Source organism: Lentilactobacillus senioris DSM 24302 = JCM 17472 (assembly GCF_001436555.1).
GTDB lineage: Bacteria > Bacillota > Bacilli > Lactobacillales > Lactobacillaceae > Lentilactobacillus > Lentilactobacillus senioris.
The window spans coordinates 335,343-354,379 of sequence record NZ_AYZR01000004.1 but is presented as its reverse complement, the minus strand read 5'-3'; the positions used below and the strand labels follow the sequence as shown (position 1 = coordinate 354,379).

The following is a 19,037-nucleotide window of genomic DNA, read 5'->3' as shown; positions in this document are numbered from 1 at the left end:
CTTATAATTTAGACATTAAACTTATGACAGGTGAGCGTATGAAATTAACTATTTTGGCAACCAGTGACACCCACGGCTTTATTCCGCCCACTAATTTTGTGGAACTTGAAGAAAATAAACCGTATGGCCTGGAAAAAGCAAGCAGCGTAATTTCACAATATAAAGCAGAGCACCCCGATGAAATTGTCATTACTGTTGATAATGGTGATTTTTTGGAGGGCTCTCCTTTAGCGTACTTTACTGCTAAACGGGCCCGGCCAATTCAACGAGAATCTTTTACAGATGCTTATAATCAAGTTCACTACGATGTTGGTACCATTGGTAATCATGAATTTGATTTTGGCTTAAACTACCTAGAAGACGCAATGGCCAATTCAGACCGTCAATTTTTATGTGCCAATATCGTTGATAACGACGAAAATCCGTTAATTGGTGAACCATACCAAATTATTCAACGAGCTGGTATTAAAATTGGTATTTTGGGCCTTACAACTACCAGTGCCCGGAAATGGAAAAACATTAATCAATTAAATAATTTTCATTTGTTATCCGCCGTCAAAACGGCACAACGTTATGTTCCCTATCTACAAAAGCATGCCGACGTAGTGATAGTGGTTTATCATGGTGGCTTTGAACGTGACACATCAGGAACCTGGACCGATATTACCCCGGGAGAAAATGAAGGTTACGCTTTACTAGAACAAGTTCCTGGTATCGATGCCTTAATTACCGGTCATCAGCACCGGAAGTTAGCTGGTGAACTATTTGGCGTTCCTTACATTCAACCGGGGCATCGGGGCGAATTTGTTGGTAAAATTTCGTTAGAACTAGAAAAACAAACTTCGTTTATTCTGGAAAATTCTGCCGAACTATTACCGTGCACTGACGTAGATATTGATCCTAACGTGGCAGCCAGTATTCAGCCTTTAAAGCACACATTAGAGGAATGGCTAGACCAACCATTAGCTAAAATTGTCGGTGATCTTACCTTTTCCGATCCTAATGCTGCCAGAAAATCAGAAACTGCATTTATCGAATTTATCCAACGGGTCCAAATGGCGGCGATGCATACTGATATTTCCGCCACTGCTTTGTACAACAACGAAGCCCACGGATTTGAAAACCCGATTACGATGCGGAATGTAATCACCAATTACGTGTACCCTAATTCACTAGCGGTGGTCAAAGTAACCGGAGAGGATTTACGAGCGGCCTTAGAAGTTTCTGCCCAGTATTTCTCACTAGACGATGCCGGCAAAGTAATCGTTAATCCGCGCTTTATGTTTCCTAAGCACCGTTTTTATAACTATGACATGTATGAGGGCGTAGACTATACGTTAGACATTTCTAAGCCGGTGGGCCAGCGAGTAACTGAACTTAAGTATCATGGAGCCGACTTAATGGACGACGAAGTATTAGAAATTGCTTTAAATAAATACCGGGCTACTGGCGGCGGCCATTACCCGATGTTTGATGAAAGTAAAATTGTTCGCACTAATCCAACCATTATGAGCCAACTAATCTTTGAATATTTAAAAGTTAATCCGGTCGTGGTAGCGACCAATAACCACAATTTCAAAGTAATTGGCTAAATAAAAAAAGAATGACTAAAGTCATTCTTTTTTTATGCTCTTTTTTTCTGTTTTGATTTCTTTTCTGCCCCCACATAGGCGGTAGTCCGAAAATCTCTTACCGTAGTTACCTTAATCTTACCAGGGTAAGTTAATTCAGATTCAATTTCATCCCGAACCTCTTCAGTCAAACTTTGGTTAGCTTGATCATCAATTTTTCTAGGATCGACAATAATCCGAATTTCTCGACCTGCTTGAATTGCGTAACTTTCTTTGACTCCCGGTTGTTTATTAGCAATCTGCTCTAAACTACGTAACCGGTTAATATATTCTTCGGCGGATTCACTTCGGGCACCCGGGCGACCACCAGAAACAGAATCTCCGGCTTCAACTAATGCCGCAATTGGACTTGTTGCTTCTGTATCACCATGGTGCGCAGCAATCGCATTAATAATGGCCGGATCTTCACCGTATAATTCGGTTAAGCGAACTCCCAATTCTACGTGGGTTCCTTCAATATTTCTATCAATTGCCTTACCAATATCATGCAATAAGCCCGCGCGTCGAGCTAACTGTTCATCAACCCCTAACTCAGCCGCCAACACGCCGGCCATCTGAGCCACCTCGATTGAGTGGTTTAGAACATTTTGTCCATAACTAGTTCTGAATTTTAAGCGCCCTACTAATTTCATTAAATCAGGATGCATCCACCCAATATGGAGTTTAACGGCAACAGATTCGCCGGTGTGATGCAACTCGTTAATTACAGTTTGGCGGGCATCATTAATCGCTTTTTCAATCGCTAAGGTGTTCCATTGGTGACCAACCACTAGATTAGTTAGCGCGACTCTGGCTTCTTCTCTACGTAATGGATCGCCAGTCACAATCTCTAGTTCGGTTTCCGCGGTTGGATCAAAAATCAAGTCCGTCCCGGTTACCGCCTCCAAGTGACGTAACATCTGTTCGTCGTGATCTAATAACTTTTGTCTAACGTCGGCCTCTGGAATTGAAACCGTGTGTTCAGTGTGTTCCCTTGGAAAATCAACCGGTCCACGTTGAATAGCATCAGTAGCCAATAGTTTACTCATTTTAGCAACGTTACTTTCATCGTCTTCGCGTTGGAATCTTAGGTTAGCTTGCTGTTCTTGTTGGAGTTGTTGATTTAGGTCACTTAAGATTTGGTGCTGGGCCTCAGCTACTTTTAACTGAGCCTGAGCTTCCAAAGTATCAGTTCGCTTAGTTACTAATTCATCAGCATTGATTTTGGTATTTTCAATTTGCTGCTTCGCTTCGTTTAACTCATCTCGTTCAGCATTTAGCCGTTCCGCGGTTTCATCCAAATGACTTCTAGCAGCCACTAAGGCCTTTTCCCGTTGATTAATTCGGTCCTGGCGCGTTTGATTATCTAACGCAAAACTATCTAATTCATCATTGATGTTTTGTTGGTAATTAGCCGTTTGTTCAGCATTCTTAGCCAGAATTTGTTTCGCTTTTTGCGCTCCCTTGCTTTCGCCATCTTGCTTAATTTTGGCAGCCTGCAATCGGGCAGCAGCGATCTCCGCACGTTGTTTCTTAGTTTGTAAGTACGCTCCCAACGTGCCACTTAAAACTATCAAAATCAATAAACCTAGATATAACATTGCTTCCCTCCTTTACTTTTAATATTGGTATTAAAATTTAAAATTAGTCTAGTTCCTTACTATTATACCGCAATTAGTCTATATACCGGGCCAAAAATTCGCGAACGGTATTGGTATATAATTGTGGATCAGTTTCATAAGCCTTAGCGTGAGCTGCCCCTTTAACAATTAGTAATTCCTTCGGGCCCTTAGTGGCGTGATATAGTGGATAAACCATTTTAGTTGGCACAAAGTGATCATCCGATCCATGAATAAATAACATTGGTTTGTGGTTTTTCTTTACCTGTTTCAACGCGCTGGCCTGACCAAATGAATATCCGGCCTTAACCTTAGAAATTGCACTGACTACCGGTACCATTGGCCATTCAGGTAGATGATAAAGCTCTTGGGCTTCATACTTAATTTCATCATAAACACTGGTATAACCACAGTCTTCAATGTATGCTTTGACTTGCTTAGGAACGTTACTTTCACCACTAACCATCATGGTAGTAGCGCCTCCCATACTAGTCCCAAACATAACGATTTGAGAATCATTGCCATTTTTGGCAATTACCTGTTTAATCCATTTAACGTAATCACCCTTATCTAGCCAACCATAACCGATATACTTTCCTTGACTCTCGCCATGAGCCCGGTCATCTGGTAGTAAGACATTATAACCTAACTGATGAAACATATAGGCGTATTGGTACATTTTGTCTTTATTGCCCATAAAGCCGTGAGCAATTACCGCCGTTTTCTTAGTGTGCTTAACTGCTGGAATGTAATAGGCATCCAGCTTTAAATTATCACTAGTTGCAGTTTCGTACCAATGTTGCTTATTGGCACTTTGATACCATTGTTGCGCAGGATACAAAGTGCTAGCCTTAGTAATCTTTTGATCTTTACTCAAAAAGGCCTTAGGACTAGGAACCACTGCTACTTGGAAGAAATACAGCCCTGCTCCCACAATCCCAACTACTACTAAAGTTAGTATTCCGCCAATTGTAATTAACCACCGTTTTGTTTTTTTCTTCATATGTTCACCATTAATAATCTTTAAATTCGAATTACTAAAATTATAAGCGCCAATCTAACCGTACGCAAGCGTCGCATAGTTTTTCAAATCTCATAAAAGCAGTATAATAAGAACGAATAGGAAGGTGATCACATGTTTCCAGAACGACTGCGCGCCCTACGTAAGGGGCAAAAAATTACCCTGGCGGAATTAGCAACTGCCTTAAACCAACAGTTTCCAGTAGCCCCAGAGCACCAAAATACAGCATCCCAAATCGGTAATTGGGAACGCGGAGTAAGAACCCCGTCGTACTTAGAAGTTCAAAAACTAGCACGCTTTTTTAACGTCACCATGGACTACATCACCGGTTTAGCCGAAAATAGTCAGTCCGATTTAGGTCGGTTATTTATTTCTGGAAAGGAACTAACTTTTAACCAACAACTCCTGACCGGACAAGATCGCTATGAAATTTATCAATTGATCGAAGGTTATCTTCACGGTAAAGAACAACGACATGTTAGTCACGATCAAGACATTCAGCTAGACCTAGGACTAGCAGATAGAAACGGAGAAAAATAATGGTTTCCAATAAGCAACGCAAGAAATTACTCAAAAACCACAAAGTGACCGCCAAAGCTAAACCTCAACCCGCTTATATCGAACGCATGACCCACTATGGTCAGTTATTTGCAGACTACCCAGCAATTAAATTTTTAGTAAATAATGTTTTGCAAGCTGACCGTCTAATTGCTCAAGGGTTACTTCCTCAAGACTTGCCGGAATTAATTTTACCTGATGATATTCAAGATCAAATTTTTACCAAAATTAACGCTCAATTTGCTCCTAAAGATCCTAAGGGTGACCAACTTTGGGACACTTTAAGCGTTGCTCTTCCCAAGTTAGACCAAGATTTACGTTCATTTAGGGATTATTTAGAAGATCAATACGGAATGTGGGCGTATATTTCTGCGCCATTTATTGCTGATTTGGCTGACTACGTTAACGGACACGGAGTCTTAGAAATCATGGCTGGGAATGGTTATATTTCCAAAGGTCTTAAAGACCTCAAGCAGCCTGCTATTGCTACCGATAGCTTGGCTTGGACTAACGAAAACCAAACCGGAAACCACCAAGTCACAACTGTAGAAAAGCTAGACGCCTTAACCGCCATTAAGAAGTATCAAGATACCGTAGATTACGTGATTATGAGTTGGTCTCCAGACGGAATGGACATTGATCAACAGGTACTGCAAACCATTCGCGAACAACCTAATCAAAACCTAAAGCTCATCGTAATTGGTGAAAAAAATGGTGCTACCAATTCCGCTGCGTTCTGGCAACTAGCTAACTACATTGAACCAGCTACCACCCAAAAGCTTAATCGGCACCACCAACCATTTGATTTAATTAAAGACCAGGTCTATTTAATTGACTAAGATGCGGAAGCGGCAACCGACGAGGGGCCGCTTTTTTTGTGATCACGGTTTGCTCTAATTCTAGTAACTTTTGTTTAGCAGCAACTCCGCCCCGATACTTGCCTAAATCTCCATTAGCTTTAATTACTCGATGGCAAGGTACCAAAATTAATAATGGATTCATTGCCACAGCATGCCCTACCGCCCTCACGGCTTCGGGGCGGCCAACTTGTTCAGCTAACTGTTTATAGGTGATCGTTTGCCCATAAGGAATTGCCTGAATAGCCCGCCAGACCTGTTGTTGAAATTCAGTCCCGGTATCAGTTAAATCCAAAGGCACATCAAATTGTTCCCGCTTACCAGTTAAATATTCTTCTAATTGTTCTTTAACCGGCTTAGTTTGCTTTTCTTCATATTTATATTCTAGGTCATATTCTTGACCCGGATAAAAGTCATAGATTTCGGATAAAAAGCGACCGGGACTGGAAACGAAGTTCACCCCGCGCTTGGTCATCGTGAAGAAAAATTTTTGTTCTTCTTCGACACTATCCCAGTATAGTTGTTTCATCTTTTAATTCTCCACTTCGTCTGTCTGCGATAAAAACATTGTAACATTTTTACCAGACTTCATCAGCTAAGACGACAACCAGTCATCAATATCCACGTTTAAAATGGTCAGACATTTTTGTTCATATGTAATTTGGCCTTGTCGTTTTAGTTCCTGTAGCACTTGGCTAGTGGTTTCACGACTAGTGGCACTAATCTGGGCCCATTCAGTAATGGCGATTGGATAGTTGATAATAACCTGTTGGTTCTTTTTATCCAGCTCTCCAATTTGCTTAGCTACAAACCAAATCGCTTGCCGTAGTCGTTCCTTAGCATTATTGGTTACCATCAATTGAAGTTCATTTTCGGTTAAATCAATTACTTCTCCCATGGCACGCACTAAATTTGCTAACCCTGCAGGATTAGCTCTAACAATTTGTTCATAACAGCTCATAGGAATTGCCGCAACTTCAACCATAGTGCTAGCTTCAGCTACGTACGCATAATCGTTATTAGTCAACATCCCTACTAACGGCAAAACACCGTTGCGGTGGCGAAAAGCATAAAAGCGTTCCAACCCATCCACATTTCTGTGAAATAGGCGAACCAAGCCGGAGACCACAAAATAAAACCAGTTTCGCGGAGTTCCTTGATCGAATAAGAGCTCTCCTCTTTGATAGTTTTTCAGCCGTGTTTGCTCCGCAATTTGAGTCAATTCCGACGGTGACAGTGCACTAAACTCTGGTTGCTGTTGCATTTTGGCCAGTAGATTTTGTTGTTTTAATGTCAACTCCATTTTGTGAATCTCCCCACTACTGTTTTGATTAAAGTGTACCCTAATTCAAGAATAGATGCCAAATCAAAAGGACCTTAACTCTATCACTCGTTAAGGTCCTTTATTCAGGCTATAAATCAGCTCGCGCAATTGGACAGCTCATGCAACGAGGGCCGCCCCGTCCTCTGGACAATTCACTGGAAGCAACTTCTAACACTTTAATACCGTGCTCAATTAATAATTGATTAGATACAAAGTTACGGTCGTAAGTGACCACTACTCCTGGAGCGATCGTCAACGTGTTTGACCCATCGTTCCACTGTTCTCTTCCGGCAATAATTGGATCACCGCCACCAGTTTGAATCATGTCTAACTCACTTACGTTGAGTACTTCTTTTAATACGTTCTTCAAATCAGTTCGATGAGTCACCCGCAAATCATGCTGGTCATCACCAGGGTGCATAATCCAAGTATCAATATCGCCCTTAGCGTCTAAAATGCCAGGATAAACGGTAAATTGATCATGGTTCACCATGGTAAATACCGTATCTAAATGCATTGTGGCATGCGTTTTAGGAATTGAAATCGCCAATACCGTATCAAATTGACCGGCAGCAAATAAACTCCGGGCTACATCTTCAATGGCTTCAGCAGAAGTCCGTTCTGAGATCCCGATCGCCACTACGTGATCGTTTAAAATCAGCTCATCGCCACCTTCAATACGGCCAATCTGGTTTCTGTCTCGCCAAACTGGGATGTTTTGCCCAGCAAACATTGGGTGGTAATTAATCACTAATTCGGTAAACAACGATTCGCGTTTACGGGCCGCAAAAGTCATATTATTAATAGTCAATCCACTACCAATAAACGCTGATGGGTCACGAGTGAAGTACAGGTTAGGCATTGGATCCAAATAATATGGATAATCCTCATCTTCAGCCGCCCGGACCAAACTCCAAGCTCCCACGTCTAGTTCTGATTTTCTAATTCCGGCCATGATTTTGGCAACCATTAAATCAGTAGGCATATTCAATAAGAATTCATTTAAGGCAGCGGTAATTGCTCCTCTAGTGTGACCAGATTCAGCTAAAATCGTTTTAACAAACTGTTGCTTTACTTCGGGCCGCTGCCCGTTGAGCACCTCGGCTACCAGTTCTTCTAAGTACAAGACATTAGCACCGTTATCTCGGAGAACTTGGGCAAATTGATCATGTTCCTTTTGGGCAATCGGTAGATAAGGAATATCGTCGAATAACAACCTTTGCATCATCTGCGGAGTGAAGTTTTGTACTTCGTCAGCTGGTCGTTTCAACATTACCGTCTGTAAATTACCGATTTCTGAGAAAATATGAATTGGATTTGTCATAAAAAAAGTCCTCCCTTGTACAGTTTAGTGATTTTAGAATAACTGTTTTTAAACTTTTAAAATGCCAAATTTTTGGCATTTTTATCCCAACATAACAGGACATTAATCAAAATTCAGAATATTTTCACACCGTTTGAAATATTTTGCTTAAAAGTAATTATTTTAATTTATTTTTATGCAACGAACTGTATATTTGAAGAAAGTTAGATATTTGCTGATTACTAACTAGCTATAAATAAAAAAGCCCCAAATAGCTAATTCAGCTATTTCGGGACTCGTTAATTATAGTTCAGTAGTATATTCGTTGATAAATTGGTTTAATTTGGTAGCCTGATCGACGCCAGGGCTGAATAAAACAATGGTATCATGCCCGGCTAACGTTCCCGTAACCGTTTCTAACTTCACGTCGTCTACTATGGCTGCTAATACATTGGCATAACCGGGCTGAGTATGAATGACGTTCACAAATTCAATTTGAGTAACTTCCGTTACGGTACTGCTAATCATGCGTTGCAGCCTAGTCAATTCATTTTGGTTACCACTTTTAAAAATGGTGTAGTGCGGATTACCAAAACTATCTGGCTGTTTAACAATCTTCATTTCCCGAATATCGCGTGACAGCGTTGCCTGGGTAACATCAATTCCAACTTCTTTTAACTTAGTCATCAATTCTTCTTGAGTGGCAATTGATTCTTGGTTAATAATTTGTTCGATTCGGGCTTGCCGGGCTTCTTTTTTCATTTTGTTCCTCGCTTTACACTCAATTGGTTAAAAATTCGCTCACCGGTGTTACTTTGTATATTTAAAAGTATACCATACAAAATTTATTAGCTAAACTTCCGGTTGAATAACGGTTTTAGTTGTATCAGTCGAACTCAGTATCACTGGCGTATCCCAAATTACCAGTTGCATCCCCGGACCAGATAGTAGCCGGACGGTAACTTGCTGGGGTTGAATTTCAAATTGATATTCACTATCCGCAATTTGCAGCTTAAAACTCAGGCGTTGCCATTGCTTAGGTAAATTGGGATTTAAAGTAAACTGATCAGCATTATTAACAAGGCCGGCAAATCCATAGACAACGTCCATCCACGAGCCGCCCAAATTCCCCGCGTGAACGCCATTAGCTGTATTGCCCTGTAAATCGCGCAAATCCGTTTGAACTGATTGAGTAAAGAAGTCATAAGCGGCAGTCTCTTCCCCAATTCTAGCAGCTAAAATAGCAAACATAGTCCGCGATAAACTAGAATCATGCGTAGTAATGGGCTCATAAAATTCATAGTCACGAATTTGTTGGGCTAAGGAATTACCAGCCGGATATAAAATGTCAGCCATGATAGTATCGGCCTGCTTATTGACTTGATAATGATATAACGTCAACGGGTGAGAATGTAGCAATAATGGAAACCGCCCCTTATCAATTTCAGTTAATGGTAAGCGGGATAATTGCTCAAATCCTTGAAATTGCAGCTTAACCTCTGAGCATTTATCATAAGGTAAAATCATCAATTTAGCCGCATCCGTCATACTCTGAATTTCAGCCGGGGTTACCGCTAACTTAGTTAATAAGTCCGGGTCACTATTTTGTAACTGTTGAGCGTACTCTACCGCACTAGCTAAATTATGCTGAGCCATTACGTTAGTGTAGTAGTTATTATTGACTAAGGCGCTGTACTCGTCAGGACCAGTTACCGTATTAATTCCAAAGCGGTTCACGCCCTCAATCTCGGTGTAGTTTCCGTATTCTAACCAAAAACGGGCGGTCTGCAAAATTAGTTCAAAGCCCCCATCCCGTAAAAACTGTTGGTCTCCAGTTACGGTAACGTAATGATCTACTGCATAGGCAATATCAGCATTAATGTGAAATTGCGCCAATCCCGCAGGCCAATACGAGCTAGCTTCTCGGCCGTTAATAGTTCGCCAAGCGAAAGTCGCACCAGCAGCAAAACCCAAATCACGTGCTTGTTGGACCGCCAAGTCCATAGTTTGCACTCTGAATTGCAGTAGTTTGCGTGCGGTTTGCGGTTGAGTATAGATGAAAAATGGCAGCATAAAGATTTCCGTATCCCAAAAATATTGTCCACCGTAACCATTGCCAGTTAAGCCTTTAGCGGGAATGTTAGTTAATCCATCTCGTCCCGCAGATTGATTTAATTGAAAGAGGTTAAACCGCAAACTATTTTGTACATCGGGATCCCCATCAATTTCCACATCGCTATGTTGCCAAAAGAATTGCCACTTTTTAGTAGAGTGTTCTAGTTCTGGTTGAAACTCGCTTTCCGCTACGGTTGTCAATAAATCTTGATCAGCAGCTGCTAGATTAGTAGAAATGGCACTTAGGCCATACATAAAGCTGAACTGGATAGGAGTATTCTTTTGAGGGGCAACTTTTAATTGGTAACCAGGGACTTCAGCCGAGAGCTGATTAACTTGAACATCTTCATTCACTTGATCCAATTTCCAAGCCGCTGTTAACGCTTGTTGACTTCGTGAAGTAGTTATCACCATCGCCGGAATCACAGTATCCTTTAACGGCCAACCATGTAGTAATCCCTCGCTTTCCTTTACGCGGACATCGTTCACTGAAGTGCGAGAAAGCTGATTTACAGCTGGGTGAGATTTAGTAATAGTAATTGGCCCGGTAAAATTTAACGGCAAAATAGTATATTGAATTCCGTATAATCGCTTATCTGCTAAACTAGCAAAGCTTTCTAAGATCAAGTGAAACCGTTCTTGCAGCGGAGTAGTTACTTCAAAAGTTTCCGTTAGCTTGCCAGTTTGCATATCAAGATTTTTATCCAAAATCTTACTATCGAAAAAGCTAGTGGCAGAGTCACTATCCCCAATTTGAATTCGTAAATACCGCGGATCAAATAAGCGATTAATCACTTGATCATTCTCGGGGTAATTACTGTACTTTTCTCCATAACTGAGTGGATAATAGTCGTAAAAACCATTAACGAATAATCCGGGAGAGCCTAAATACAAATCTGAATTTCCCTGGAGTGGATTAGAATCTCGAACCCCCAAATGACCATTGCCAACACTATAAATAGTTTCTAAAAAATCAGGAGTCTGTTTTTTCAGCTCCGGTAAATGAATTTGAAACGCTAAATCACCTGCCATAATTTCACCTACTTCACTAAGTTAATATCACCCATATCCTACCACCAAATCAGCATTTCATCGTGGCATATTCTCATTAATTTCACAAATGTTAAAATTGTTATTAGATTAAAAAAAAGGGCTGCGAGCATTGCCCGTAGCCATGTATCATTAGATATTAAAGATATTACCAGCTTGCTTTTTTAACACCAGGTAGTTGTCCTTCATGGGCTAACTTTCTGAAGTTAATTCTGGATAATTGGAACTTACGCATATAGCCACGTGGACGGCCATCAAGGGTGTCTCGACGGTGACGTCTAACTGGAGAAGCATTCTTAGGCAAACGACTCAAAGCTTCATAGTCGTGATTAGCTTTTAGTTCTGCTCGTAATGCTGCGTATTTTAAAACCGTTCGTTCGATTTTTTGTTCCTTTGCAATCTTTGACTTCTTTGCGATAACTATTCCTTCTTTCCATATATATTGTTCTTAAAAAGTAACTATTACTATTTAGAAGAATACCATATTGTAAAAGAAAGTCAATTATTTTTATCCATTTTGCGAGTTAATTGCATTCCGGTTACAGCGCTTTACTAGGTCTTACTTAGTTGCTATAATTTTATAGACTACGTTACACTGATCGTATCGTTACTATAAGGAATGATCATCGTTGTTAACGGGGTGCATTATGTTAACCTCACGACGATTTACTTATTTTTCTATACAATTGTGTTTATAAAAGGAGATTATATTCATATGAATCGTAAATTGTTATCGTTCCTAGAAGAAATCAAGGCTCAAGGCAATATGTCTAAAGCCGCTGAAATTCTCTTTGTTACTCAACCCTATATCAGCCGGGTAATTAAAAATGCTGAAACCCAATTTGGGGTTCGATTGATCGATCGTTCCTCTCACCCCATCCAACTTACTTATGCGGGTGAACGTCTCTTAAGCTACTTACAAGAAGAAAACCGTTTGCGTTCTAATCTTGATCGGGAAATGACCCACCTATCAGAATTTAAATACGGTCACTTAACTATCGCTTCCAACGAAGTTTTGGATAACGGGATCTTCAAACCTGTTTTAACCCAATTTTATAATAAGTACCCTAAAATTCATGCTCAACTCCTTAAAATCACTAGTCGAGATGCTGAAAATCGTCTTCTATCCGGTTCACTTGACTTCTTCATGGGTCAACCACTTCACAATAACAAGATTGAATACGTACCAATTACTAACTTCCCATTAGTGTTGATTGTTCCACGTCAATCTAGTCAATTTGAAGAAGGAACCCTCTGGTCAACTTACTCTAATGAAAAGGTTGAAGAAATGGGCGGCGAATCCTTCATCGGTATTCCTCACGACAGCAATTATCAACGAATGGTTAATAACTTCTTCACCGATCACGGTATTTCCGTAGAATACAGTATCGAAGTTCCTGACATTCACCTTGCTACTGCATTAGCTTTAAAGCAACTAGGTGCCATCATCACTCCTAAGCACCTTCTAAACATTGATGAGCTAGATGAAGAAACTAAGCAAAACATTAACTTAATCGAAATTCCAAGTGATACTTTCACTTCTAACTTCGGGGTTTCATACGTTAAAACCAAGCAAAATTCCGAACCCGTTAGCGATTTAGTTGATATCGTTACCAACGTGGTAAATGACTTAAAAGAATAACAAAAAAGAAGCCAGAATTTTAATTCTGGCTTCTTTTTTGTTATTCTTCAACTTGTTCTTTAATGCGGGTGTCATTTAATAACGCGTTTAATAATACAGCTGTGATTCCTCCAACTACCATTCCGTTACTAAGCAAGGTTTGGACGCCGGCAGGTAATTGTTGAAATAGGGCTGATACACTAGTAACTCCGATTCCTAACCCTACTGAAATCGCAATGATTAAAAGGTTCTTATTGTTTAATTCTACTTGAGATAAAATCTTAATTCCTTGAGCCCCTACCATTCCGAACATGACTAGCATAGCGCCACCTAACACGGAAGTAGGAATTAATGTTGCAACTGCTCCAAACTTTGGAATTAATCCAATCACCATTAGCATTCCAGCAGAATAATAAACGGGAGTCAACGTTTTAATCCCTGATAATTGCACGATTCCCACGTTTTGGGAAAAGGTTGAATATGGAAAAGTATTGAATAAACCACCTAAGATAGCTGACAATCCTTCAGAACGGTAACCCCGTTTTAAATCATCGTCAGTTAACTTAGTCCCTACGATGTCAGCCATGGCAAAGTAAACTCCGGTAGATTCAATCATACAAGTAATGGCTGCTAAAGCTAAAGATATTGCTGATGACCATTCGAATTTAGGAGTAGCAAAGTAAAAGAAGTGTGGTAATGACAGCCACTGAGCGGTACCAACGGAATGAAAATTAACCGTTCCAAGGCCCATAGCTAGCAACATTCCAGCCAAAATTCCCACCAAGATTGCAATTTGCTTGAAGAATCCTCGTCCCCAAATATTAATTGCGATAATCACTATCGCTGTAAAAAGAGCTAGTCCTAGTTGAGTAGGATCGCCAAAGTTTTTAGCGGTAGGATCACCACCACCCATATTTTGGAAGGCTACGGGAATCAAAGTTAATCCAATTAAAGTAATTAGAGATCCCGTCACTACCGGTGGGAAGAAGCGTCGTAATTTAGCAAACGGTCCCGCCAATAGCATTACCAGTAACCCTGCCATGATAATGCCTCCGTACATGTAGGCTAACCCGTAGTTCTTGCCGATAGCTTCTAACGGAGCAACATATTCAACTGCACACCCTAAAACTACTGGTAATCCAATTCCTGTTAAGGGAGTTCGTTTAATTTGTAGAAACGTTGCCACCCCACACATGAAAATATCAGTGGAAATCAAATAAGTCATTTGCACAGCGTTAAAGTGTAAAGCTCCACCAATTAACAGCGGTATCAAGATATCACCAGCATACATTGCTAGTAGATGCTGCAATCCTAAAACAGCATTGCGGCCAATCGAGTTTTCACCTGAAACAGAAACATTTTTCATGATACCCTCCGGTTTATTCGTTTTTTTAAATTAGAACTATATTATCATCTCTCCTAATGAACATCAACAGCCAATTCCGAATAATAAGCTGTTAACCCTAAAAAAATTTGGTTTTATTTCGAAAATAAGCCTCTAATTCAAAAATAATTAGTTGATTATTCGTGTCTTACCGAATGATTATTTTTTCACAATAAAAAGAGCTGAAATAGTTTCCTATTTCAGCTCTTTATCATCAGTTGGCTTTTTAGTACCAACCATAGTATTGCCAATGTCTCTTAGCATTAACCCAGCTACCGTAACGGTTTTTAACGTAACGGTCTGCAGTTACTTCTTGATTATATTTGGAGTAGTCACCCTTAAGGTAAGAACGGGTAAGTTGGTAACGACCAATATAGATCCCATTACGAACAGTGTATGAACCACGAGATTCACGATAAGCGATCCAAGCTTTGGCTTTACGATTAGCTTTTGAAAGTTTACATTTGTATACTTTAGTTTTAGCACTAGCAACTTCGGTAGCGGGAGTGTCAACGTTAACTAAACTACCAAGGTTCATTGTGGTAAATAAAGCCATTGAGCTCACAATTACCATCATAATCTTTTTAAAATTCATAGCTATTTTTTCCTCCAATTCGTTTTCAACATCGTCTACTATAACCAATTGGATTTACAGACAAGTTAATGTCAAATTACAAACATGTTAAATAAGATTACAGGAGATTACACTCCAGGCGTCATTTTTGAATTTTATAATTACTAACAGGTAAACTTAACTTATCTTAAGAGATTCTTAACCCATAAAAATTGGAGGTAATGGCTATGTATAATAAAATTTTAGTTCCCGTCGATGGTTCCCACAACGCTAACTTGGCTTTAGATCATGCTTTAACTCTAGCTGAAAAATTCGATTCAGAAGTAATGATTATTTCTGCAATCGATACTCGGCGAATCTCACAATACGGATTTATCGAAGCTCATACCAACGTCTTAATGGACCAAATCGTTGAACCAATGCATGAATCTGCTAAACGCCACGTAGAGGCAGCCGCAGATGTAGCTAAACAACGAGGGATTAAATACACCACCCTAGTTGTTAAAGGCGATCCCAAAACATTAATTGCAAATGATTTGAGTGATGAATACGATATTGACCTGATTGTAATGGGTAAATCTGGGGTGGACGCCATCACTAGAATTACAATTGGATCCACTACCGCTTACGTAGCTCGTCACGCAACTCATAATCTTTTAATTATTTCTGATGACGATGCGGACGAAAATTAACTATTAACATTTAAAAATAGGTGACTTGTTAATGATCTGGTGAATTTCCAGTGTCATTAACAAGTCACCTATTTTTTATCATTTTAATATAGCCCCAATATATTATTCCCCCAATGATAACTCCGAGGGCATTAGCTAGCACATCATTAATGTCTGAACTCCGATTTAACAACCAGAGATGTGAAATCACGTACTGGGTAGTCTCAATTACCCCTCCCGTGATTAATCCTGCTAATAACAGCGACCAACTTGGGTGATAATGCTTAATAAGCATCCCTAATGGTACTGTCAAAGCCACGTTTTCTAAGACTGAAAAGTGCCACAGGTCAACGATTAGAGATACTCGTCCGGTTCCTGGAGGCATTACCGCAATCTCAAAATTATTAATAGATAGAGGAGCAAAGACAATAAACACCAATGCTAGTAGATACAAAACGCCCCACGGATTAATGCGGTGTTGACTGAGAAAATACCACAACAATATTAAAAACATAACCAGAATTGAAAATAACCATCTCATTATTACACCTTCCATTGCTGTTTTCTTGTTAATTTTAGGTTAGGATAGATAATAATCCCAAATTAGAGGTGCTGCTTAAAATGGATCCCCAATTTAATCCTATTACCCAGGCGGGCTATGATAAGTTAACCGCTGAAATCAATCAACTAGAAACTGATCGACCTAACAAAATCGCTATTCTCCAAGCCGCTAGAGCCTTAGGTGATCTATCTGAAAATGCCGAGTATAGTGCTGCCAAACGTGATTTAAGACACCTAGAAAGTCGACTGCGCTTTCTTCGTAAGCAGCAACAATATGCCAGGGTAGTAACCCCTTCTGCCAACTCCACAGTAGAGATTGGTAACTTGGTGACCGTACAATTCACTGATGATCTTTCCACCGCAGATTATCAATTAGTTGGAACTGCTGAAGTCGACATTGATGAAGGCAAAATCTCCATTGCTTCTCCACTAGGAAAAGCCATCCGTAATCATCAAGTGGGGGATACCGTAACGGTTAAGGCCCCAGATTTTACTTACCAGGTTAAAATTATGAGCGTAAACCTACCTTAAAAAACAGCACTCTTTATTAAGGGCGCTGTTTTTTATATTTATAACCTAGCCAGATCAATCCGCTAATCATCACTACCACCACAATAACAATTAGCCAATCTTCTACGATCGTTAAGATAGTAGGCCAAGCTTGGCCCGCATAATGACCAACCAAAATCAAAACCGTATTCCAAATCAACGTTCCACTAAGGGTCAGCCAACTAAATTTGGCAAACGGATACTTCACCATTCCCGCCGGCAATGAAATCAAACTCCGCACTACCGGCACAAAGCGTCCTAAGAAAACAGCCCAGCCACCTTTACGGCGAAAATACGCTTCGGCTTTAGCAACATCACTAGCCTTTAAATGCAAAATTTTCCCCCACCGTCCTGCTAGCCAGCGTTCAATTTGTTCCGCGTTCAATAATCTACCTAGCCAATATAAAACCACGGCGCCGATATAAGCCCCCAACGTGGCAGCTACTATGGCACCCCAAATACTAAGTTGACTGGTGGTCGTTAGATAACCGGTAAAAGTCAACACTAATTCTGACGGAATGGGTGGAAAAATCGTTTCAATGGCAATTAATCCGGCCACTCCCAAATACCCGTAGGCGTTGATGAAGTCGATAATTGTCTGTTGATCCAAGTTAGGTCCTCATTTCGTTTATGGTAAGTGAATTATATCATTTTGCTTCCGGGGCGTCATGGTCAAGATGTTTAAAAAATGGTAAGATAATTAGTTGTTAAAATCATTCGCATTACGAAAGGATTTCCCATGCCGAAAAGAAATAAACGTACCCAAACCACGTTGAGTTCCGTCATCGTTGCCGTTTTACTGGTAATTGGTGGTTTATATACCAACAGTCAACATGGTGGCTCTTCTAAAAGCAGCAGTGATGTTATTAGTTCCGTTATCAACAGTGTAACTGGTGGTTCTAGTAATACTCCTAGCAAGAACGTTGCTTCTCAAAGTAAATTGGCCGAATTAGACTTTAAATCTGGATCGAATCCGGTAGTAGCCGTCAACCATAACAAAGCTACCTTAAAAGCTTCTAGCTGGAAGACTAACCACGTCACCTACCAAAACTTAGACAGCCTAAACCGGACCAGTTCCGCCAATATCGGCTACCTCGAAAAACGAAATTTGGCCAATGGTAGCCTGCGTGTCCGTCAGTACGTCGAACCCACCGGTTGGCACCAAAAATTTGTGGACGGTGAGCCAATTTTGAACCGGGGCCACTTGATGGCTTACTCGATTTCTAAGGGAATCAGCGCTAACGGTCAGTACGATCCCAGCGACCAGTCGGGGGACCAAAACAACCCTAAGAATCTCTTCACCCAATCAGCTTACTCTAATCAACAACTCCAAACTAAGTACGAAGAAATGATTCGCAGTGCCCTAAAACAAAATCAAAAAGTGATCTACGAAGCCCAGCCCATTTTCCGTGGGAACGAACTAATGGCCCGCGGGGTGCATCTACAGGCTTTAAGCACTAACGGACAACTTAATTTCAACGTCTACATCTTTAACGTCCAGCCCAAAGTCAAATTTGACTATGCCACTGGCCGTTCCACAATTGATAGAAGTATGAAAGTAGCAGAATAAACACCAAAATAAAACCTTCCTCAACGGAAGGTTTTTATTTATTCACCTAATACGGGTTCTTCACCAAAGTTGTCAACTAACCTGAACGTGACTCCTTCGTTATCTTTTAACAGTTTGGCGGTTGGGCATTCATCCAATGCGATGTTAATTACTTTTTTGGCATCTGCTTCACTATAATCCGGCATTAAAATCTGTGCTTCCACGGTAAATTTATATCCCTGAGTATCCTTGAATTCATCCACCCTAGTCCGTACTTCAGAATTAATAGGCATTTTCAGCCGGCGTTGCACAATTCGTAAAGTAGCATTGAAACAGGTAGATAGGGCAAAACCAATAAACTGTTCTGGATTAGCCCCTGGTGCAGGAACTAACGAACTGCTGACCCCTAACGAGAGGCCCTCTTGGCCCACCACGTAACTAAGACCCACTAATCCATCTTGATTATGCACATAGGTATGGTATAACGATTTTTCTGTCATTTAACTTCCTCCTATCAAATCCAAGGTAGCGGTTTCATTAGCCAAATTGTAGCACTTTTACTATTTATTTACTAGTGATTTGTTAGGATAAACCGTTAACTAGCGTCCCTATTTTAATTATTCCCCAAGTGCAATTCATTGAACCCACCCCATTACAACCCTATACTGATT

The 19,037-nt window shown here is 40.4% G+C and carries 20 protein-coding genes; 7 read left to right on the top strand and 13 right to left on the bottom strand.

Features of this window, described 5'->3' with window-relative positions:
• The first annotated feature begins 38 nt into the window (after window positions 1–38).
• Window positions 39–1,592, top strand: coding sequence for a bifunctional metallophosphatase/5'-nucleotidase (locus FC56_RS01985; protein ID WP_056977705.1), 1,554 nt, complete (start codon window positions 39–41; stop codon window positions 1,590–1,592).
• A 32-nt stretch (window positions 1,593–1,624) separates the two neighbouring features.
• On the opposite strand, the gene rny is transcribed toward FC56_RS01985, so the two are convergent.
• Entirely contained in the window at window positions 1,625–3,211 is a 1,587-nt protein-coding gene (gene rny, locus FC56_RS01980; RefSeq protein ID WP_147649653.1) for a ribonuclease Y, read from the bottom strand.
• Window positions 3,212–3,284: 73 nt separating this feature from the next.
• Window positions 3,285–4,232 (bottom strand): alpha/beta hydrolase, encoded by a 948-nt coding sequence (locus tag FC56_RS01975; RefSeq protein ID WP_056977703.1) that lies wholly within the window; start codon window positions 4,230–4,232, stop codon window positions 3,285–3,287.
• Window positions 4,233–4,364: 132 nt separating this feature from the next.
• Between FC56_RS01975 and FC56_RS01970 the strand changes: the two genes are divergently transcribed.
• Window positions 4,365–4,790 (top strand): helix-turn-helix domain-containing protein, encoded by a 426-nt coding sequence (locus FC56_RS01970; RefSeq protein WP_056977701.1) that lies wholly within the window; start codon window positions 4,365–4,367, stop codon window positions 4,788–4,790.
• Entirely contained in the window at window positions 4,790–5,647 is an 858-nt protein-coding gene (locus FC56_RS01965; RefSeq protein ID WP_056977699.1) for a hypothetical protein, read from the top strand. Before FC56_RS01970 ends, FC56_RS01965 begins: the two co-directional genes overlap by 1 nt.
• Here the strand turns inward: FC56_RS01965 and FC56_RS01960 are convergent.
• The 6 genes from FC56_RS01960 to rpsN form a co-directional block, all read right to left on the bottom strand.
• On the bottom strand, window positions 5,619–6,194 hold the full coding sequence (locus FC56_RS01960) for a methylated-DNA--[protein]-cysteine S-methyltransferase (RefSeq protein WP_056977697.1): 576 nt from the start codon (window positions 6,192–6,194) through the stop codon (window positions 5,619–5,621). The two genes, FC56_RS01965 and FC56_RS01960, sit on opposite strands and share 29 nt — an antisense overlap.
• Before the next feature lie 66 nt (window positions 6,195–6,260).
• Window positions 6,261–6,968, bottom strand: coding sequence for a Crp/Fnr family transcriptional regulator (locus FC56_RS01955; protein ID WP_054670752.1), 708 nt, complete (start codon window positions 6,966–6,968; stop codon window positions 6,261–6,263).
• Between the two features lie 109 nt (window positions 6,969–7,077).
• Window positions 7,078–8,313, bottom strand: coding sequence for an arginine deiminase (gene arcA, locus FC56_RS01950; RefSeq protein WP_054670748.1), 1,236 nt, complete (start codon window positions 8,311–8,313; stop codon window positions 7,078–7,080).
• 282 nt (window positions 8,314–8,595) lie between these two features.
• Complete coding sequence (gene argR, locus FC56_RS01945) at window positions 8,596–9,054, bottom strand: arginine repressor (protein WP_054670745.1); 459 nt, start codon at window positions 9,052–9,054, stop codon at window positions 8,596–8,598.
• Window positions 9,055–9,144: 90 nt separating this feature from the next.
• Window positions 9,145–11,439 (bottom strand): glycoside hydrolase family 65 protein, encoded by a 2,295-nt coding sequence (locus FC56_RS01940; protein ID WP_056977694.1) that lies wholly within the window; start codon window positions 11,437–11,439, stop codon window positions 9,145–9,147.
• A gap of 166 nt (window positions 11,440–11,605) precedes the next feature.
• A complete protein-coding gene (gene rpsN, locus FC56_RS07980) occupies window positions 11,606–11,875 on the bottom strand; it encodes a 30S ribosomal protein S14 (protein WP_082620545.1) in 270 nt (89 codons plus the stop codon).
• Between the two features lie 297 nt (window positions 11,876–12,172).
• On the opposite strand from rpsN, the gene FC56_RS01935 reads away from it, so the two are divergent.
• On the top strand, window positions 12,173–13,099 hold the full coding sequence (locus FC56_RS01935; RefSeq protein ID WP_056977692.1) for a LysR family transcriptional regulator: 927 nt from the start codon (window positions 12,173–12,175) through the stop codon (window positions 13,097–13,099).
• Window positions 13,100–13,139: 40 nt separating this feature from the next.
• On the opposite strand, the gene FC56_RS01930 is transcribed toward FC56_RS01935, so the two are convergent.
• A complete protein-coding gene (locus tag FC56_RS01930; RefSeq protein WP_056977689.1) occupies window positions 13,140–14,444 on the bottom strand; it encodes a nucleobase:cation symporter-2 family protein in 1,305 nt (434 codons plus the stop codon).
• A gap of 244 nt (window positions 14,445–14,688) precedes the next feature.
• Complete coding sequence (locus FC56_RS01925; protein ID WP_404819895.1) at window positions 14,689–15,000, bottom strand: aggregation-promoting factor C-terminal-like domain-containing protein; 312 nt, start codon at window positions 14,998–15,000, stop codon at window positions 14,689–14,691.
• A 263-nt stretch (window positions 15,001–15,263) separates the two neighbouring features.
• Between FC56_RS01925 and FC56_RS01920 the strand changes: the two genes are divergently transcribed.
• Window positions 15,264–15,728 carry a universal stress protein gene (locus FC56_RS01920; protein ID WP_056977687.1) on the top strand — a complete coding sequence of 155 codons (465 nt, stop codon included), beginning with the start codon at window positions 15,264–15,266 and terminating at the stop codon, window positions 15,726–15,728.
• 64 nt (window positions 15,729–15,792) lie between these two features.
• Here FC56_RS01920 and FC56_RS01915 read toward each other — a convergent pair whose 3' ends face one another.
• Window positions 15,793–16,248 carry a VanZ family protein gene (locus FC56_RS01915; protein ID WP_056977685.1) on the bottom strand — a complete coding sequence of 152 codons (456 nt, stop codon included), beginning with the start codon at window positions 16,246–16,248 and terminating at the stop codon, window positions 15,793–15,795.
• 80 nt (window positions 16,249–16,328) lie between these two features.
• Here FC56_RS01915 and greA point away from each other — a divergent pair, with 80 nt between their 5' ends.
• Window positions 16,329–16,799, top strand: a complete 471-nt coding sequence (greA, locus tag FC56_RS01910) for a transcription elongation factor GreA (RefSeq protein WP_056977683.1) — start codon at window positions 16,329–16,331, stop codon at window positions 16,797–16,799.
• A 16-nt stretch (window positions 16,800–16,815) separates the two neighbouring features.
• Here greA and FC56_RS01905 read toward each other — a convergent pair whose 3' ends face one another.
• Window positions 16,816–17,427 carry a DedA family protein gene (locus tag FC56_RS01905; protein ID WP_056977681.1) on the bottom strand — a complete coding sequence of 204 codons (612 nt, stop codon included), beginning with the start codon at window positions 17,425–17,427 and terminating at the stop codon, window positions 16,816–16,818.
• 129 nt (window positions 17,428–17,556) lie between these two features.
• On the opposite strand from FC56_RS01905, the gene FC56_RS01900 reads away from it, so the two are divergent.
• Window positions 17,557–18,387 (top strand): DNA/RNA non-specific endonuclease, encoded by an 831-nt coding sequence (locus tag FC56_RS01900; RefSeq protein WP_056977679.1) that lies wholly within the window; start codon window positions 17,557–17,559, stop codon window positions 18,385–18,387.
• A gap of 38 nt (window positions 18,388–18,425) precedes the next feature.
• Here the strand turns inward: FC56_RS01900 and FC56_RS01895 are convergent, their stop codons facing one another.
• On the bottom strand, window positions 18,426–18,866 hold the full coding sequence (locus FC56_RS01895) for an OsmC family protein (protein WP_056977677.1): 441 nt from the start codon (window positions 18,864–18,866) through the stop codon (window positions 18,426–18,428).
• Between the last annotated feature and the right edge of the window lie 171 nt (window positions 18,867–19,037).

Excerpts from the sequence above, each read along its gene's own strand:
- FC56_RS01985 (WP_056977705.1), top strand. The coding sequence starts at position 39 with ATGAAATTAACTATTTTGGCAACCAGTGACACCCACGGCTTTATTCCG.
- rny (WP_147649653.1), bottom strand. The coding sequence starts at position 3,211 with ATGTTATATCTAGGTTTATTGATTTTGATAGTTTTAAGTGGCACGTTG.
- FC56_RS01975 (WP_056977703.1), bottom strand. The coding sequence starts at position 4,232 with ATGAAGAAAAAAACAAAACGGTGGTTAATTACAATTGGCGGAATACTA.
- FC56_RS01970 (WP_056977701.1), top strand. The coding sequence starts at position 4,365 with ATGTTTCCAGAACGACTGCGCGCCCTACGTAAGGGGCAAAAAATTACC.
- FC56_RS01965 (WP_056977699.1), top strand. The coding sequence starts at position 4,790 with ATGGTTTCCAATAAGCAACGCAAGAAATTACTCAAAAACCACAAAGTG.
- FC56_RS01960 (WP_056977697.1), bottom strand. The coding sequence starts at position 6,194 with ATGAAACAACTATACTGGGATAGTGTCGAAGAAGAACAAAAATTTTTC.
- FC56_RS01955 (WP_054670752.1), bottom strand. The coding sequence starts at position 6,968 with ATGGAGTTGACATTAAAACAACAAAATCTACTGGCCAAAATGCAACAG.
- arcA (WP_054670748.1), bottom strand. The coding sequence starts at position 8,313 with ATGACAAATCCAATTCATATTTTCTCAGAAATCGGTAATTTACAGACG.
- argR (WP_054670745.1), bottom strand. The coding sequence starts at position 9,054 with ATGAAAAAAGAAGCCCGGCAAGCCCGAATCGAACAAATTATTAACCAA.
- FC56_RS01940 (WP_056977694.1), bottom strand. The coding sequence starts at position 11,439 with ATGGCAGGTGATTTAGCGTTTCAAATTCATTTACCGGAGCTGAAAAAA.
- FC56_RS01935 (WP_056977692.1), top strand. The coding sequence starts at position 12,173 with ATGAATCGTAAATTGTTATCGTTCCTAGAAGAAATCAAGGCTCAAGGC.
- FC56_RS01930 (WP_056977689.1), bottom strand. The coding sequence starts at position 14,444 with ATGAAAAATGTTTCTGTTTCAGGTGAAAACTCGATTGGCCGCAATGCT.
- FC56_RS01925 (WP_404819895.1), bottom strand. The coding sequence starts at position 15,000 with ATGAACCTTGGTAGTTTAGTTAACGTTGACACTCCCGCTACCGAAGTT.
- FC56_RS01920 (WP_056977687.1), top strand. The coding sequence starts at position 15,264 with ATGTATAATAAAATTTTAGTTCCCGTCGATGGTTCCCACAACGCTAAC.
- FC56_RS01915 (WP_056977685.1), bottom strand. The coding sequence starts at position 16,248 with ATGAGATGGTTATTTTCAATTCTGGTTATGTTTTTAATATTGTTGTGG.
- greA (WP_056977683.1), top strand. The coding sequence starts at position 16,329 with ATGGATCCCCAATTTAATCCTATTACCCAGGCGGGCTATGATAAGTTA.
- FC56_RS01900 (WP_056977679.1), top strand. The coding sequence starts at position 17,557 with ATGCCGAAAAGAAATAAACGTACCCAAACCACGTTGAGTTCCGTCATC.
- FC56_RS01895 (WP_056977677.1), bottom strand. The coding sequence starts at position 18,866 with ATGACAGAAAAATCGTTATACCATACCTATGTGCATAATCAAGATGGA.